Source organism: Mycobacterium sp. D16Q16 (assembly GCF_002013745.1).
In the GTDB taxonomy this organism is placed as follows: domain Bacteria; phylum Actinomycetota; class Actinomycetes; order Mycobacteriales; family Mycobacteriaceae; genus Mycobacterium.
On record NZ_MAEY01000011.1, the window covers coordinates 1 to 16,474 of the forward strand.

11 protein-coding genes and 1 pseudogene are annotated in these 16,474 nt (G+C 60.9%); 5 read left to right on the forward strand and 7 right to left on the reverse strand.

Annotated features, from left to right (window positions below):
* Window positions 1-617, reverse strand: a pseudogene (locus B4394_RS11545) (AAA family ATPase); the annotation flags it as partial.
* Between the two features lie 166 nt (window positions 618-783).
* Here B4394_RS11545 and B4394_RS11550 point away from each other — a divergent pair.
* The 4 genes from B4394_RS11550 to B4394_RS11565 all read left to right on the forward strand — a co-directional run bounded on the left by B4394_RS11550 (window position 784) and on the right by B4394_RS11565 (window position 3,952).
* Window positions 784-1,545, forward strand: a complete 762-nt coding sequence (locus B4394_RS11550; protein WP_078315107.1) for a DUF5336 domain-containing protein — start codon at window positions 784-786, stop codon at window positions 1,543-1,545.
* Window positions 1,546-1,711: 166 nt separating this feature from the next.
* A complete protein-coding gene (locus B4394_RS11555; RefSeq protein ID WP_078307817.1) occupies window positions 1,712-2,011 on the forward strand; it encodes a hypothetical protein in 300 nt (99 codons plus the stop codon).
* A gap of 38 nt (window positions 2,012-2,049) precedes the next feature.
* Window positions 2,050-2,364, forward strand: coding sequence for a hypothetical protein (locus B4394_RS11560; protein WP_078315108.1), 315 nt, complete (start codon window positions 2,050-2,052; stop codon window positions 2,362-2,364).
* A 193-nt stretch (window positions 2,365-2,557) separates the two neighbouring features.
* Window positions 2,558-3,952 (forward strand): hypothetical protein, encoded by a 1,395-nt coding sequence (locus B4394_RS11565; protein ID WP_078315109.1) that lies wholly within the window; start codon window positions 2,558-2,560, stop codon window positions 3,950-3,952.
* A gap of 63 nt (window positions 3,953-4,015) precedes the next feature.
* On the opposite strand, the gene B4394_RS11570 is transcribed toward B4394_RS11565, so the two are convergent.
* Genes B4394_RS11570 through B4394_RS11585 form a run of 4 tightly spaced genes read right to left on the reverse strand, consistent with a single transcriptional unit; the run spans window position 4,016 to window position 12,442 of the window.
* Complete coding sequence (locus B4394_RS11570; protein ID WP_078315110.1) at window positions 4,016-4,366, reverse strand: hypothetical protein; 351 nt, start codon at window positions 4,364-4,366, stop codon at window positions 4,016-4,018.
* Entirely contained in the window at window positions 4,363-5,568 is a 1,206-nt protein-coding gene (locus tag B4394_RS11575; protein WP_078315111.1) for an Imm61 family immunity protein, read from the reverse strand. Before B4394_RS11575 ends, B4394_RS11570 begins: the two co-directional genes overlap by 4 nt.
* On the reverse strand, window positions 5,555-12,076 hold the full coding sequence (locus B4394_RS11580; protein ID WP_078315112.1) for a putative adhesin: 6,522 nt from the start codon (window positions 12,074-12,076) through the stop codon (window positions 5,555-5,557). Before B4394_RS11580 ends, B4394_RS11575 begins: the two co-directional genes overlap by 14 nt.
* Window positions 12,077-12,130: 54 nt before the next feature.
* Window positions 12,131-12,442: a hypothetical protein gene (locus B4394_RS11585; protein WP_074252729.1), complete on the reverse strand. Its 312-nt coding sequence runs from the start codon at window positions 12,440-12,442 to the stop codon at window positions 12,131-12,133.
* 730 nt (window positions 12,443-13,172) lie between these two features.
* Between B4394_RS11585 and B4394_RS11595 the strand changes: the two genes are divergently transcribed.
* Window positions 13,173-14,129, forward strand: coding sequence for a reticulon family protein (locus B4394_RS11595; protein WP_139360127.1), 957 nt, complete (start codon window positions 13,173-13,175; stop codon window positions 14,127-14,129).
* Window positions 14,130-14,153: 24 nt separating this feature from the next.
* Here the strand turns inward: B4394_RS11595 and B4394_RS11600 are convergent, their stop codons facing one another.
* The gene (locus tag B4394_RS11600) at window positions 14,154-14,897 is read right to left on the reverse strand and encodes a hypothetical protein (RefSeq protein ID WP_078315114.1); all 744 of its coding nucleotides are present in this window, start codon (window positions 14,895-14,897) and stop codon (window positions 14,154-14,156) included.
* Between the two features lie 49 nt (window positions 14,898-14,946).
* Window positions 14,947-16,359, reverse strand: coding sequence for a 9-bladed beta-propeller domain-containing protein (locus tag B4394_RS11605; RefSeq protein ID WP_078315115.1), 1,413 nt, complete (start codon window positions 16,357-16,359; stop codon window positions 14,947-14,949).
* Window positions 16,360-16,474: the final 115 nt, after the last annotated feature.

Sequence of the window (16,474 nt, forward strand, 5' to 3'; positions counted from 1 at the left end):
TCGACCACGTCGTCCCCACTGCCGGGTACCTCAACGCGGTCAAGCGCCGACGACTCCGACACCTCACCCCAAGCCGGAACAACCATCTCCCAAGGCGCACCCACCGGCTCCGACACCACAAACTCAGGCTCAGCTGGCGGAGAAACAGCGACTGCGTCGTCCCCACTGCCGGGTACCTCAACGCGGTCAAGCGCCGACGACTCCGACACCTCACCCCAAGCCGGAACAACCATCTCCCAAGGCGCACCCACCGGCTCCGACACCCCGGGCTCAGGCTCAGTCGGCGAATCCACGATCGCGTCGGCGGTCTGCGCGGGCACGGGTGGACTCACCGGCTCATCAACATCAGCGGGCGCAACCGCCCTATCCGCCTCAACCTCCTCCACGGTCGTCGGTTCGGGAACAGCGGCCGCCGACGGCTCGTCGGTCTGATACTCGTCGTCGTCAAGGTCGACGACTTGGGGAGTTTCGCGATCTTGGGCAGCCTCGCGTTGATCCTTCTTCTTATTTCCGAGCCCCGACAGCGACCAACGCCGTTCTTTCTCCGGTGGCGGCAGCCAGGGAGGACGCGCGATGGATCCCTCATCCGGCTCGGCCGTGGGCTTCTTCTTAGCCAACGCCCCCCCTTCCAGGTAGTGATACCACTCCTAAACCATGGTAATGGTGGCCGACGGACACTCCCAATTCGAGATTGCTACGCCCGTCCTAGGTCAGGCAAGACCATGTCTGAGTTAGCCTAAACAAAGAGGCCCCAAAGGCCGGGCCGAGCGATGTAGGAGGGGCATGTCCTATCCATCGGGAAGTCAGGGGTACTACACCGCCGCGTATAGCGACAGTTACGACACGGACGAAAAGAGGCCGTTGGCTCGCTACATGGCACTGGCAGTCTTCGTACTGGGGGCAGCGTCCTATCTACTGAGTTTCGGGCCCCTGCCCGCTGGACATGCCGGCGTCTGGGGCGTGCGGTTTGCAGTATTCGCGGCCCTGCTGTCAGGTTTCGGACTGATCCCGCGGCAAGACTCGAACCACAAAGTGATCGCCGCGCTGGCGGTGGCAGGGTTCCTGGACGCACTGGCCGCGCTGATCGGCGCGTCAAGCAGCGGCTGGGCGCTGACCGTCATAGTCGTGATTAACGGGTTGCAGTCAGTAACGGCGATCGCCGCGCTGCTGCAGGCGCACCCAGCCGAGTCGGAGCAGGGCTCGCACGACAACTACTCCGAATACTGGGCACAGATGGCGCAGTACTACAACCAATACCCGGACCAGTACTCCCAGCCCGCCGAGACAGCAGAGCCGTTGCAGCGAGGAGCACACGGGCAGGCGGCTGCGCGTGCCGTGCAGCATGCCACCGACCAGTCGGCCAGCTACGCCGACTACGTCGACAATCAGAATCCGCGAGGCGCGACTGTCGATCGCTATGCACCCCAGGCCGCCCAGCCAGGGCAGGCGGGGCTGCCAAGCTTCGCCCGAGCACCGGGACAGGCTCCGGGCCAACAGTACGGAACACAAGGTCAACCTGGCCCGCGCCCCTCTGCCGCGCAGTAAATCTGCAGGATGCACGGGTTTGCGCGCCGAGTTTTGAGTTACCTGCTACTCTCGTGCTAGTTAGGGCCTTCAAGGGGGAGGACAACGTGAATGCTCCTCATCCGGCGAACGCTCATCAGTGCGGTCGGAGTTCAGCAGTACACATTGGAAGCAAAGGAAGGACACCATGGAAACCACCGGTAACGAGCTCGACAATGACAGTGGCCTGGCAGTAAGCCCGGCCGAAGCGATGGCCGCTTTCCAGACGGCCCGCCAGCACGGCGAGAATGCACACCGCATTTTCCAGGGCATCGAGGATGAGCAGCGCGCGATGGCCGCCAACTGGGGCGGCAACAGCCACGGCACGTACATGAACGCGTCGGCGTCATACAACGATGAGGCCTCTGAGATCACCAAGGGCCTGTTCAACTTCATCACGGTCAGCGAAGAGGGCGTCAAGCAGCTCCAGTCCTCCGACGACGTTTAACCCACCCGGACCACAACGGATTAAGCAAGGAGACGAACATGTCTGACTCAATTCAGTACGGCAAGGCCGCTTATGGCAACCTCGATGAGCTCGCCAGCCATGGCACCAAGCTCGACGCTGCGACCCAGGAGTTGCGCGACGCATTCCGCTCCCTGTACCCGGTCTTCGCCGGCCAGGGTGCAGCTGCCGTCGCCGAGGTCGAGGCCGCGGTGCAGCTGAACCTGCAGGACTGGATCGCTCGCCACAGCCAGCAGACCCAGAATGCCGTGGATCAGCACGACGCAATGCACTCTCAGGACAACGCCGTGCGCGACGCGGTATCCGGAAGCTACGGCGGCGGCCGCGGCCTCTGACGGTCAAGCACAAGGGAACTGCCCGCCTCGTTCTACGGAGGCGGGCAGTTTTGTCTTTCCGCGGCGGGAGAAGTCATTTCAACACGGTGGCCTCTGCCCACGGTTGGAGTGGCCGAGCACTCGTGCCCATCCGGCCAGGCAGATCCACTGCCACACGCAGACAGACCCCGCACCATGCAGTTAATCTGATGATGTGGAAGCCGTAGACGCGATTGCCCGGGTGGCGGATTACATTCGAAGCCGCAATATCGACTATCCCACCGCCGGGTTAAGCGCCGATCCATTCGCTGGTGGCTGGTCGGTATACGCGCCTGTCGAGATCGACATGGATGATCCGATGGCCTTTCTTGAGATGCCGGTCGGCCGCTCCGTGTTTCTCATTGGCAGCTCAGGCCGCATCGAAGAAGTCGGCTCTTCCATACCCCCCGAGGTTGCACGTCAACGGTTCACTGAGCGTGAATCGGTGACTGCCACTCAATCGGGTACGCAGCCGGAGGCGGCCGAGGCAATCTCCCGGGAAGCCAGCCGACTGATCGAACCGATTGTGCAGCAGCTCGCACTGCTAGGCCCGCCCGGCTGGGAGCATTTTTCTGCGCTGTTCGCAATGGCAGGCGATGCTCACGTTGCTCAGCTGAGGTTTCTATCCAACAGCGGATCCACCGTGGTGCCCGTGCCTGCGCGCATCGCAGAGCTTGCCGCCGAACACCGAGACATCGCTGCCAGATTGCCCGCAGGCCCCTGGTGGCGCATGCTGCTCGAGGTCACCGACAGAGGCCAGGTGACTGAAAAGTACGACTACGGTGACGAGCCCTTCCCTGACGATCAGCTCTTTCGCCCCGCTGACTACCGCAGAGACGTTGACCGGTATCCCCGCAGGGATCTCCCGGTCTGGCTTGCGGGCTACATCGCCGGCCCCGAAGCTCAGGGCAGGCGACCACAGGATGCCAGCTACGCGGCGCGCCGCGATGCTGCTGAGGGAACGGTCGCCATCGAGACGGACGACATCGTTCCGCTCCCAGAGGCCTGGTCCCGCTGGGCTGTTTTGGCCGCCCTCTGTGCCGGCATTCGAACCGAGTTCGGACCGCTGGTTCGACCTTCTATTGCCTTGTTCGAAGACGGACAGCGGAACGGGTCAACACTTTTCGTCTTGCCGGGTGATCGGGCAGTGCTCTCCGGCGGAATGTGGAACTCGCCGTTGCTCACCAAGGCTTATGCCGAAAACACGGGTCTGCCGAATCTCTATGCGGGTGCGCCGGATTGGGTGAACGATTCGGTGTTGAACTCGCGCCGAGATGTCGGCCTACTATCGTTCTGCTACTGGTGGCGGGATGGCCAATGGTATCGCGGCGCGGCGGACACATTTCACGAACTTGACTATCCGGTGCCGCCGATCTGGACCGAAGACGAGACGTTGGATGGCATGATTGCGGTAACCGGCGAGTCGCGGAGGGATGCTTGTCGAGCATTATTAGTCTCGGCTGCCGAAAGGTCCGCTTCCAAGGCACAGTTACGGCTGATACTCGGCGAGGACGCCGACATAGACGGCGCGTTCACACAGTTATCCATCGCAGGCCTAACCACGGAATAGGCAATGACCGCGTCCGGAGCACTAGCTAATAGCTAGGTAACACTGTTGTCGACCACAACAACCTCAGATACTCCAAATATCCGCAGAGTCCTCATATTTCTTACGGAAGATATCCGCAATAAGGAACAAGAGTCTATTTGCCATGACACCGGCGACAAGAGCGATAAACGGATAATAAAACGTGTAGCCACCGGAAACGCAGGCCACAACAACCGCAGTCACGTAGCACATGACTGCGGATAGCGGCACTCCAATCGCTCCAGATGCAAAGCTATACAGATAGGCACGTGACGTCGACTTCCCTTTGAACCCCCGCATCGCCTCTACGAAACCCATCCAACAAGCAAGGCCGACCGCCGGGGCGAGAAAGACAAAGAGAAGGGTCGTGATAACCGTGTCCGCAGCCTGGCTCACAACGGTTCAGTCAGTTGAAGGCCACGCTCTGCAATCGCTTTCTGAGTCGCAGGAGTTATGTCCCAGAACTCCGCATCTTCGCCGTAGAACACAAACAAGCGGCCACGCCTCGATGTTCGATTCACTGCGATAGCTGCCGCATTCCACGTTCTGCCATCGCGCTGGGCTGTAGCGTCTCGTAGATTCTGCAATCGCTCCCCCAGTTCCATGTTACCCACAAGAGCCGGACGCCACTTGGTCTCGAAATACTGAAACCCAGACTCGCCGGTACGCCGATCTCCAAAATACGTGAAGAATACAAAACTGTCCCATGGCTCATCATTAGCCTCATCGTCGGTGAGAATCAGCTCAGCCAGATCATCTGCTTCAATTGGTATAGCCATCTCGCCGTCTGGCACGTCTCTGGAGGAACCTGTCACGTCCTTGCGCGAAAACCCAGGCCGCGCTCCACTCGATTCTGATGCCGCTGGCGGGAGGGAACCAGCAACCTGCCCCGCCGCATCATCCAGCATGTTGTCGATTTTCGACCTAATCAATAGCGCCATCGCTGGACCATACGTATCGATAAGGCCTTCGCGCGCCCTATCGATGCCGTACTTGCGAAGATCTTGTAGATAAGAGTCCAAAGCTACGTCTAGATCAATACCGGCTGTAAAATTGGGGATCTCGTCAACGTCTTCTTGGGTCGTAAATAGAGGGCGCCCATTCGGATTGAGAAAAGATTCTTCCAACTCCTGCAGGTCCGCCGATAGACAGACGGATAATTCAGCAAGCTGGGCATTACCAGTGATCGGATCCGCGCTCACCGCAGCCACGGAATGCTCCGACGGGTCGATGAGCGCAAGTCGCCTGACACCATCGAGCGTAACCGATATGGTTGTCCAACCGTCGCGAAGCGGTGCCGCAGGATAGTTCAGCAGCGGAAAGTCAGTAGCCCTGATATACGAACCAAACCTGGCGTAGAGGAACCTCTCAACAACGTCCATCGAAACTGCGCACAGTAGAAATCCTTCAGCCTGCATCCGCTCAGAATCAGTCATCTGGAACCAACCATCCGGTCGTTGCCCTATGAAAATGCGTATCTCGCCTCCGCCAGACCACACAACCGTTCGTCCGTCCGGACACACCGAGCCTTGAGACACCTGATAGCCCGCACGCCTCGCCCATTCGCATAGGCCACGTGAAAGATCAACGCTCGACACGAATCAACACCCTCAGCTTCCGCAATTCACTAACTGACTGAACCTTATTGTCTCCATTGAGAACCCGGACTTGTATGCCACCTCCGCGCTGGCCCATACCTGGAGCTATCTCAGAAACTTCAAGCTTCCATCCGGGCGGCAAGTTATCTAAAGCAAAAGTGCTGTACGGCTCACGCAAACTATTCACGTGCAGGGCCCGTTCTTCCCAACTCGCAGCCCGTCCGTTTTCCATCAGACCTAGATAGCCGCCATCGTCCGGGCCAATCCGATCAACCCGCACACCGTATTCCTCACGAAAGCTTTGAAAGCTGTCAAACGATACTCGCGTACCAGCTACGGCTCCATCATTGTCAGGGTATTTCATCCAGTGCTCACCTGCAGGCCCAAGCATGTTGAAATCATCTGAATACGTCCGGGCGTTGTAAGGAACGCCCCGCGGATCTAATCCAAGCGGGTGTGCAGGATCGCCCATCAGCTTGGCTACATCCGGCGTCATCTGTGCAGAGTTCGCCGGATCATCGATAAATCGCCAAGGAGTGGTAGGCGCACCCTGCCCTCTGAAATTATCTGCGTCCCGCTGCCAGCCAGCCCCGGCTGCTTCGTCGGAATGTATGGGATCACTTCGACTGAAATCGGTGTCACCGGAAGCACGTATACCTGCCAACAATTTCTGAATCTCTGGTGTGGCCCGTCGATGATGACTCTGACCAGAGCTATTATCGAATTTCTCCACCTTGGCGTGAGCCAGTTGACCAGTTTCCGTGTCGTATATCTTGTAAGCCGCAACGACTTTGGTGGGACGACCGAGCGGATCAGCGGGATCGCGAATGAGATTGACAGTCGCTTCTACGCGCCCTCCATTCGCGGCAAAGGAGGCCCATTCGTTCTCCATGACCTTGTATGCGCCACGGTTGAAGTTGGAATCCTGAGGGAACAGGTTGTCGCCACCCTGATCCAGGGTGAAACGGAACCCCGACATGTGCCCGGCATCATCACTGAGCAGCAAGTCAAGGGACCGCTGTGCCGCCGATTCGTTAGAGGAGCGATCTAGCCCGGTGAATACCTCTTCCAGAGTAAATTTCGCCCGCGCAGGTACACCATCAACGATTGTGAACTTTGCGCTGTTTTTCCCGACGGTGACTTCGACCTCTTTGACATGGGAAGCCGAAAACTCCCGATGGCTGCCGGGTGGATAGTCGAACTCGACACGTGCCCGATCAACGTGTTGCACTTTGGGATGACCTTCGAGGAACGATCTGGCCGCGGATTCTGACATGGTGGCCAACTGTTTGTTGAGCCCGTCCGGAAGGATATGCGCGGTCCAATCCGGGAAGCGCCGTTCAGTCACGGCAAGGCCTTCTCGGGCCGACAAATCAGGCCGCAGACGCACCGTCGGTTCGCCCGGGGTGTGGTCGTACAGCCGCCTGCCCGCGACATCGCCAACCGCATCCGCTGCCGTGAGCGAGTGCTCCCCTCCCATCCGCGCAACAGGATTCCCGTGCGCATCAAAGTATCCAACGGCAACACGATCTACTGCCCGGTCACCCCACGATGGCGGCCACCCACCACGCTCGATGCCCGCAGCCCGGTCGACCAGATGGATCTCTCCCCCACGGTTCACCGCCAGAACCACATGCCCGCTGTCGTGTCCGCCGGTCCACCTAGATGCAACCAATGCGCTGGCACCATCGCCCATTTCACGCAGGCGAGCCGCCACTTCCGCGTAGCTCGAGAAATGCGCCGCCGAACCCGTTCCTTCGAAGATCAACCGGGCCGGAAGTCCACTCGACGTCGGCTCGGCGTCGATCCGAATCGGTCGACCGGTCAGTTCACCAAACGCGTCCGCGGTGCGCGGAAGACAGTCCCGCCCGACGTTCTCGGTAGCCGCGTGCCTGCCCTCATTCGGGGCAGGCCGATCATGGGTAATCCCAGCGCTGTCGCTATCGACAGCATGCCGTGGCTGGCCGTCAACCGCGCCGTAGTCCGAATGCCATCTTGGATCCAGCCCGCGCCTATCGGTGGGCAGGCCATGCCCGGCATCACCGTCCAAACGCAGTGGGCGGCCTGCCGCGGGCTCGTCAGTGCGCAGCCCCAGCTGCCAGCCGGGACGTTCGTCCACCGTTCGGTGCATTTCGAAGTCGACACGCTCGGGGTGACCCGATGCGATGCGGCCGAAATTCGCGAGAGATTCGCTGCGAACTGGATGCTGGCCGACGCCCTCCACCGAGTGGTAGTAAGCAGAGTGGGTTCCCGCGGTCTTGAGGGTGTCCATACTTGGCGGGAACTCGGCAGTGATCCGCCGTCCGCCCCAACTCTCCATGGCTGGGTCGCGTCCCAAACCGAAGTGCCGCAGGAATCGCCCGTCGGAGTCGCGCCCGCCGAGTGTGGTAACCCAGTCCCGAGATGACGACGCGACGAAGACGTTCTCGCGTCCGATTCGAAAACTCTCGGCCGTGTGATGTGGGCCCGCACCAGGTGAACCCAGCAGCGTCACCGTTTGAATCTGACCGGCTAGGCGTCCGTCATGGCCTGCGTACGAGGTAGTCGTCGACCCGTACGAATGTCCGAACACATGATTGTTAGAGAAATGACTGCCGTCGCCCGCGAGTGCATCATGCGCAGTGTTGAATGCCCGGATATCGGCGTGAAGAATATTGCCGCCCGTACGCGCCATACCGTGACCGATAACCCCGAGAAAGCCACGCCCACTCGGCGCGTCATAGCCAATCCAAGCGATAGACGATGCCGAAAGATTCCCATCCTCTTTCCCGACCGACTTCAGGTGCTCAAGGGCGTTAGACATATTGACGCCCAATTTGTCGATTGTGGTGGTCAAACCGGGGACATGCCACGAAACGGAATCCGCGCGGTAAGGATTGTCACCGAAGCTAACGAGCGCTCGACCATCGCCGCCAAATGCCTTTGAATCAAACGCGAGAAGATGCGGACCGCCTACGCCTGCGGCCTCTGCGGCAATTTTCGCATCCGCGAGATCTTTGTGAAGTTCATCCAACCGCTCAAGCTCTTTACGCTCCGGCCGGGTCAGCTTCTCTCCATTATCCAGCTTGTTATGTAATTCGTTGCGGGCATTATTCAGTGAGTTTGAATTCGCCTCGTGTTTAGCCTCTAATGGGATGCCCTCGGCATTTCCGACGTGCTCGGGGTAGGACTCGATGAGCGCACGCTGCTCATCCGCTCGCAAGCTGTTCCACCAGTCCGCGTTGTCGCGTGTATGACCTGGCACACGTTCCCCGTTGCCAAGTGGAGTTCTTATGCCCTCAGGGTCAACTGGCGGGATGCGCCGAGACAATGCCTCATCGGCAATGGCACGCGTATGCGCGGCCTGCGATTCGTTGCCACGAGGAGAGGTCTCGTGCTGCGGATTCACGTCATCCGGCTGGGATTTCCTAGACGATTCGCCAGGTTCATTGTCGTGCTTCGGCCCAGAGCGCTCAGGTTCCCCGCTCCTGGTGTCCTCCGTTAACGCGGCCCGTTCGTGAGGAGGTTTCCCTGCAGCATCTGGGATCGCACCGCCGCGCGCAGCGGGTCCATCATGCGGCGGCAGTGGTGGCGGGTTGTGTGGGTCGATGCCCAGCGCATCGTTGACACCGGGCCGGCTGCGAGTCGAGCTGTCGATGATTTCTTGGAACACACGGTCGCCGGAGAAGCCCTTGGCCTCGGTCTTCTCCACCAGTCGATCCCACGTCATCATCTTCTCGTTGGCACTCAGATGCGCCGCAGCTTCTCGATCGGCCATCAAAGTCCGAGCCCACTCCCGCAACTCATTCCGAGTTTCGAACATGCGGTGGGCGCGTTCCTGGACCGGTACACCCTCTTCGATCCAGCGCTTGTTCAGTTCCTGCATGCGTAATTCGCCGTGTGCGTAGACGGTTCTAGTCTCCGCATTGGACAAGGTGCCGGGAGTGTATTCGGGCAGATCCAGATGAGCGGCTGGACTATCACCGCTGATCTCGTCGGGATGCGGCCCACGCGCGGCCGCAGCATCATCGATGTGATCCGGTGCGCGATTAGCCTGGTGGTCGCCTCCAGATACGCGGGGCCCCTGCGACGGGGCATCGGGCTCCTTATAGTGAGCCATTTCCCCGGTCACCTTGTTTCTGATGCCCTCGACGCCGTACGACATATGCCTGCCCGGCGCATCGCCGTACTCGGGAGTTACGGCGGCCTCCACGCAGGCGGCCCAGTCGGCCGGCCCCATGTTCTCGGTGAGCAGCTTGCTGAGTTGCGTCGGACTCTCGACGGTGTGCGGTGTCCCTTGAATGCCCAGATCTCCGGGAGGATGCAGCGTGTAGTCGGGCATCTCCTCGCCGGCGTGATAAGTCTTCGAATACACCCCGGAAACGTCCTGGCCGGTCTCGATCCGGTGACCCAACTCGTTGGTGATTCTCGCGCCGTGCTCGCCGTACACCGTGACCGACGTGCCTTCGGGGACCTTGAACGTTCTGTTCTCCGGGTTATAGGTGCCGTGGCCGCTGATCTTGACGCGCCCGTCGCCAGCCCTGGCCTCCTCGCCGATACCGGCGGAATCGTCCCGATGAGCCGGAGACGGGTCAGTAGGTCCGTCAGGGGCCGCGGGAGAATCCGGTCGTCCGGGGGCATCGGGATGCTGACCCCGCATCGGCGGATCCGACGGCAGTTTGTCCCCGTGCACGCCCGCAGAAGCAGCCTGACCGGTTTCGGAGCTGAGGCGACCGCCACGGGTCCCCACTGCGTCCGCACCGAGGCCCGCTGCAGATCTTCCGGTGGCCGCGGGCTTCTCGGGCGCGGGCCTCGCGGCGTCTGCGGCGGCCGGCCGTTCGACTCCTGGTCCCGGGCGATCTCCCCCACCTGATTGAGCCAACCGCGAATCCGACCCGGTCACGCTCTGTCCGGCGGGTGCCGATCCTCTCTCGACCGGCACCGGTGAACCATCGATCTGCCCGTGGGAGACCTGAGGCCCACCCGTTTGCGTTAACTCAACCGAACTAGGCTGCGGGCCGCGCATCTCCGGCGAACCAGCCAGATCTGCTGCAGCGATTCCCGCCGCGGGGGCAGGCCCCTCGGGAACCTTCACCGCGCCCGCGGGCGCCTCCGCGTTCGCCTCAGGGACGGCCCCATCGGCAACCCTCACGGCGCCCTCTGGCGACCCTGCGCTCGCCGCTTCGGGCAGCGAGGCCATGGAACGCGCATCGGCTTTCACCTCCGAAGTGGCCGCCGACAACGATGCCTCCGCCGCGGGAGCCGCCTTCAATGGCGGGCCCGACGGGCCCCCATCCGAACCCGAACGCGGCCCCTCCACCACCGGACCGCGGGCGGCCGACTCGGCCGGTCGTTGTGCCGCCGCCTCTGGTGCCGCTGCCGGTGTCGGCGTTTTGACCCCTGCAGCCGCCGCGGACTGACTGGGTTGGCCGGTCGTATGGAGAGGGCCATTGCTGATCGAATCCTGGACAGGTGTCTCTACTGTTGCGGCAGGGCGATGGGCCGGCGTTTCATGCGGTTGCGCAGTCTCCGGCGCATGCGCGGGTTGCTCAACGTGGGCCGGTGCCTGTGCCTCTGGATACACCTTGGTCGCGGGTCCAGGACCGTCAGGGGGGTCGTGTGATGGGGCGGCCCTCTCCCCGAGAGGAGGCATATGGTCGCCCGCTACGCCTTGCGCCCCGAATGCCGCAGACATGATCGCGGCCTTCGTTGGGTCGAAGTGTTGGTAGACAATCCCTTCCCCGGCTATCGTGCCAGCGAAATTGCCCGCGAAATGGACGCCGAACTCTTTGAATACATTCCCATTCATCTTGGGCGCGAATTTTGAGATGACCCCCCCGCCGATTCCACCCATAATCAGCCCTGAGGCACCCGCCTTGAGCGTCGAGCCTAGGCTGAATTGTGACGTCGGCCTGCCGTTCGAATCGACCGCAGCGTGATTCGCGAGCAATATCCCCTGGCGGGCGGCATCCTGGCCCAACCCCAAGCCGGCGCCGACTACGGCCGGCACCCCCACTTTCTTTACGAAGTTCTTGCTGAGTACCGTGGCTGCCCTACGCTTGACCGCCACTGTGATCGCGGAGGTGGTGATCTTCTTAAAGGCCACTTTTTCCACGGCTCTCGCGACCAGGCGTTTGGCTAGGGCTTTTGCTGCCGTTTTCAGCAGTATCAGCCCGGGTCCACCGAAGACCAATAAGTTTGAGGCAAGTAACGCGAAGTCTACCCAGAACCTAATCTTGGTAGTTCGAATCTCTTCGCCGACGTGCTCCAGTCTCTCCGCCAGCAATTCGAAATTACTGATTAACCCGTCGATATTATCGATGAGGCCATTGAACCAGGGATCCAGGCCCTCACGGTATTGGCCGTCGATAAACCCAAGTAATGTCGTGGACTGCGCGGTCTCCGCGTCGGTCTTCAGCTTCTTCAACTCGTCGGCGAGGGATTTCCATTCCTTCGCCTGATTTTTACACGCCTCCCCGTCGCCCTTTGGCAGTTCTTCGCCGATAAGATCTTCGAGCCAGCCCCACATACTCAGCTACCCCTTAAGCCGCGCACGTAGCCGCATAGTAACGATGTTTCGAGGTCAGTGTTCGCGTATCGAGTTCGTCTGCCTTACGTAGGAATCCGCAGATTTGGTGAGTTCCGACCCGACATCGTCGAGGGCAGGCTTCAAATCGTTTTTCGCAATTCCGACAATTGTATCGCGAACCTTGATGAAACCGTCCTCGCCGTTCGCGAATTCGTCGGCGATCTTATCTCCCGCCGGCCCCCAGGGCTGATCCTTGATACCATCGGCCTTCTGCGCTATTGCATCAAACTTGGTAGCAACGTCGGCCCATAAACGGGCGCCTTGGCGAGCCTTGTCTTCATTGAACTCTACAGTGTAGATACCCATAGCATCCCCTCGCGGTCATCAACGGATACCCATGGTACGGCACGGTCGGGTGTGGTGTTCAGGATCCCGCGTGCGGAGCAGGTCGAGTGGCCGGGCGACAAGACTCAGGCCATCCCACCAGGCGTTAAGCGTTGCCGGCACGTTCGGCTGCCGGGGACACCACCCCAAACCACCCCAAAGATGTCCACCCCTCGGACCGCGGCAATCACGATTGCGCGCAAGACCGCAGCCGTGGTACGTGTCCACCGCAAGATGCGGCATGTTCGTTCGCCACGTATCCGGCGCATAGTTACGGCTTCACGCCCCGGAACGGCCGAGTTCGTTCCGCAGCGCGGATACGCGGCCCGCGTATCCCATTTTTCGATATTTCGAGAATGAGATACATGTGCGACATTCGAAAACATATACTTTGCAAAGAAGACAGGTGTCGGAGCGGAAGGAGATCCAACCAGACATCATCACGCATATTTTCCGGTTAGCAACGGAATCATTGACAAATTTAGAATACTATTCTGCAACCGATGACCGGTATTCCAGATTTCTCGTTGACACCGCGACCACGCTCCATTTTGTGGAGCCCTTCCGTCGACACGAACATGACGATCTGTTGATTCAATAACCTGGATATAATTACGGAACTCCGGTTTATTCATTGAGACTTCCACGGGACTGACGCGATGCCAAGTAGGTGTAGTCGGACGCATGTTCGGACCCAGTTATGGTGTCTGTCATGAGCGTGCCGGATGGAGTACCGCCGCATGGAATCCCTCCTGCACCGCGCGAGGTAACCGTGGTCGGCACCGCGCCGCCGAGTTGGCGGGATCGCCAAGTGACGGGCGGCGTGCTGGCGGTTCTGTGGATCGGGATTCTATTCTGTGCGCTTGCCGGGCCAACCTGGCTGGCCATCGTGCTGAGCGTTGTCTTGACGATCGCCACGGCTCTCTACGCAGTTGGAACGTGGGCGATCTTTAGCATCATCGATGATCCGGAGATCAAGGCTGGCCCGGACGGGATCTGGGCCCCCGGATTCACTGTGCGGTGGGATGAGGTGCGCTCGTGCGGCTTCGTGGAAGGGAAATTCCGGTACGGGATGTTGGACCCGTCTCGCAAAGTGGACGACGACGACATTCAGGTATCGCTGGTGGTAACCAAACACGAAGCCGATGCGAACGGGCGACAGATTCAACTCGGATACACACTCTACGAGCATCACAGTCCGAACTTGGACGAGTTCATGGCCGTGGTGCGACAGTACGCGCCGGAGGCAGATTTGCGAACCGGCCGGTCTACGGCGGATTTCATCCCCAATCCGCAACAACAAGCGGCATTGATACAGCAGTGGTCCACGACCGGTCAGATGGTAGTCGTCAACCGTCGCGGGGCGAAAAAGCTGACTGTTGACACCACCGGCTTCCGCGCCGGACGGCACCTAGTACGGTGGGCCGACGTGGCACGCCTGGTGGCAGTCACCGACAAATACACAACCTCTGTGCACGGCGTCAAAGCCGGCACCAGCTACACGGACCGGCTGGTCATCGTGACTACGAAACACGACCGGAAGGGCCGCCCGCTGACGGTGCGCGCCGACTACCCGGGCGACTTCCAACCGCCGCTAGAACAACTGGTGCTCGCACTGCACACTATTGCGCCCCAGCTACAGATCAGCGATCAGCGCACGACTGCCTGAAAACCGTCTATCTGGCTTGGTTCGCTAGTTGGCCAGGCCGAGATCGGAACGGCTGATGATCACCCAGTCGTCATTGTCATTAACGACATGAATACCCGCCAGGGCCGGGGTTTTCGCGACCATGTCGACGATGGCCTGCCAATCCATCTCGCCGTACACGTAACCGGGCCGGCTCCGGCTGGTATAGGCCTGCACCAGGTTGTCCACGCCACCAGCCGAGGAGGTAACCAGCGTCAGCGGTCCGGACGTCGCCGATTCGGAGGTCAGGCGTACAAAAAGATGTGCTGCGCTGAGCTGGGAATCCAGTGAGGTGAACGGTTGCGCGTACGGATCGTTCACAATTTTGGTGATCCGCGCGTCGAGTGTCGCGGGCGGCGTGTGCGGCAAGACATTCAGGATGACCGCGATCTGACTCTTACGGATCGGCACCCGGCTACCGGCGTCATTCTTGATGATCACCCACTGCACCGGCGGAATTTCCGCGGCAAGTTCCAACACCTGCCGCCATGGTGCTCCAGCATATTCTTTCCACAGCTCAGGATTTGCTCGAGAGGTAAAGGCTTCCAGGGCATGGGTGCCGTCGGCCAGCTCAAGCAACGGCGTCTTGATGTGCGGTTGTCCGTTGACCTCTTCGACATCCAAGGAGTAGAAGACTTCACGGTCGTTGAGGGCAATCATGAGATCGCTGACCAACGCATCGTCCTGCTGCCCAGCGGCCCGGGTAACGAGGTCTTCGATCTCAGCTGCGGTGCGCGCCGACGCGGACATCTGCTCGATACTACCCTCGCCTGACACCAATCCTCATGACCTGCTGTACCTAGGCAGGAGGGCGCAGCCCGGCGATGGTGTGTTCGCTCAACCGCAGCAGGCTGTTTCCGGACTTTTGTAGCACTTGGTAGCCCCCATCGCCGGTCTTGACGGGCGCCTTCCATAACGTTTGGCAGGTTGCCGGGTCGACGGCGATGAACTCTTGATTGCTGAGGTCCTGCCAGATGATGGTGCTGCCGTCAGATCCCACGTACTCGCCGTTGTCAAGCTGGATGTCGCAGGCTGGGCCCTGTTGGCCGGTGAACAGGTCCCATGACCGCCACGTTCCTGGCGGTTCGCCGGCGTAGAGCTTGGTGCCGATCATGCGGAAGTGGTCGAGTATCGATGCAGGTACGTTGACCTGGGGCTTGCCGGCCGCGGTGTAAACCTGCAGCCCGCCGGTGTCATAGTTCTTGTCCGGCCGGTTCTGCACAATGATCGGCATCGCCGTGTTGGCCAGTGCCTCGTAGGCCCCGGTCAGCATGGCCACCTGTTTGCCGTCGCTGTCATACAACCCCACGCCCCGGTGGTACGGACCCTCATCGAACTCGACGGCGAAACCACCGACATAGACGCGCACCTCGGCTACCCGCTGCCCCTGCGGTGGGGTGGGTGTCAGATCACGCCCGTCGACGGAAAACACGCGAAAGTCGTTCCCGGAGCTGGACTTCTGTATCCCCACTGTCAGCGGCGCGATGTCGTCCACTCGCGGGTCATTGATCTCAACACTGACCAGATCCCCGTTGCCGGGAAGAAACCACGTCGGTTCTCCTTGGGAGCCCACGCCGTAGACACCCTTGCCTTCCGCCGAGGCGACCAGCCAGCTCGCTCCGTGGGAGGGCCCGAGCGGGACCAGAACCGGGCGCCCTCGGTGACTACGGGACTCGAGGTTGCCCGCGCCCTGGACCTTGGGGTCACCGGTGTAAGTCACCTTGCCCTCGTCCAGATCGATCACCCACAGCTGCTCGTGCTGGCCCGTGCAGGAAATTATCGAATCCGGGCAACTGTCGGTGACGCATACGGCCACCGACGGGCCGTTGGTGGAACACGTGACCCCCGCCCATCCGGGCATCTCGATCGGCGGGAACAGCGGCTTGCCGGTCTTGGTGTCCAGGCCGTACACCAATCCGGTGACCGTTTTGTCGGGATCGCTGCGCAGCGTCGAAAAGTAGGCCCTGTCCGAGACGGCGGCGAAAAGGTCGCCCACTCGAGTCTCCGGCGTGAGCCCGACATCGGTCACCGAGACCTGCCAGGCAGGTACCGGTTGGCGATCCAGTGCGAAACCAATCAACCGGTCTTTTGGTGTTCCGATCGGCGCCTCCTGCGCGTTGCTCGGCTCACCCGGACTGCTGCGGGGCCACCAGTGCACCACGGCCACGCCACCAGCCACCACAGCGACAACCACCGCGCACACAAGCACCACCCACAGCCGCCCCCTGGGTCGCGGGCCGGTAGGCCCACCGACCGGCGACACCCATCGAAACCCTCCCGGAGGCACCCCTGCATCCGACATTCCGCTCCCGCTCGTCTCGGCCCTA

Bases quoted from the DNA above. Each gene is read 5' to 3' on its own strand.
- B4394_RS11550 (WP_078315107.1), top strand. From the start codon at position 784: ATGTCCTATCCATCGGGAAGTCAGGGGTACTACACCGCCGCGTATAGC.
- B4394_RS11600 (WP_078315114.1), bottom strand. From the start codon at position 14,897: ATGTCCGCGTCGGCGCGCACCGCAGCTGAGATCGAAGACCTCGTTACC.
- B4394_RS11560 (WP_078315108.1), top strand. From the start codon at position 2,050: ATGTCTGACTCAATTCAGTACGGCAAGGCCGCTTATGGCAACCTCGAT.
- B4394_RS11595 (WP_139360127.1), top strand. From the start codon at position 13,173: ATGAGCGTGCCGGATGGAGTACCGCCGCATGGAATCCCTCCTGCACCG.
- B4394_RS11585 (WP_074252729.1), bottom strand. From the start codon at position 12,442: ATGGGTATCTACACTGTAGAGTTCAATGAAGACAAGGCTCGCCAAGGC.
- B4394_RS11555 (WP_078307817.1), top strand. From the start codon at position 1,712: ATGGAAACCACCGGTAACGAGCTCGACAATGACAGTGGCCTGGCAGTA.
- B4394_RS11580 (WP_078315112.1), bottom strand. From the start codon at position 12,076: ATGTGGGGCTGGCTCGAAGATCTTATCGGCGAAGAACTGCCAAAGGGC.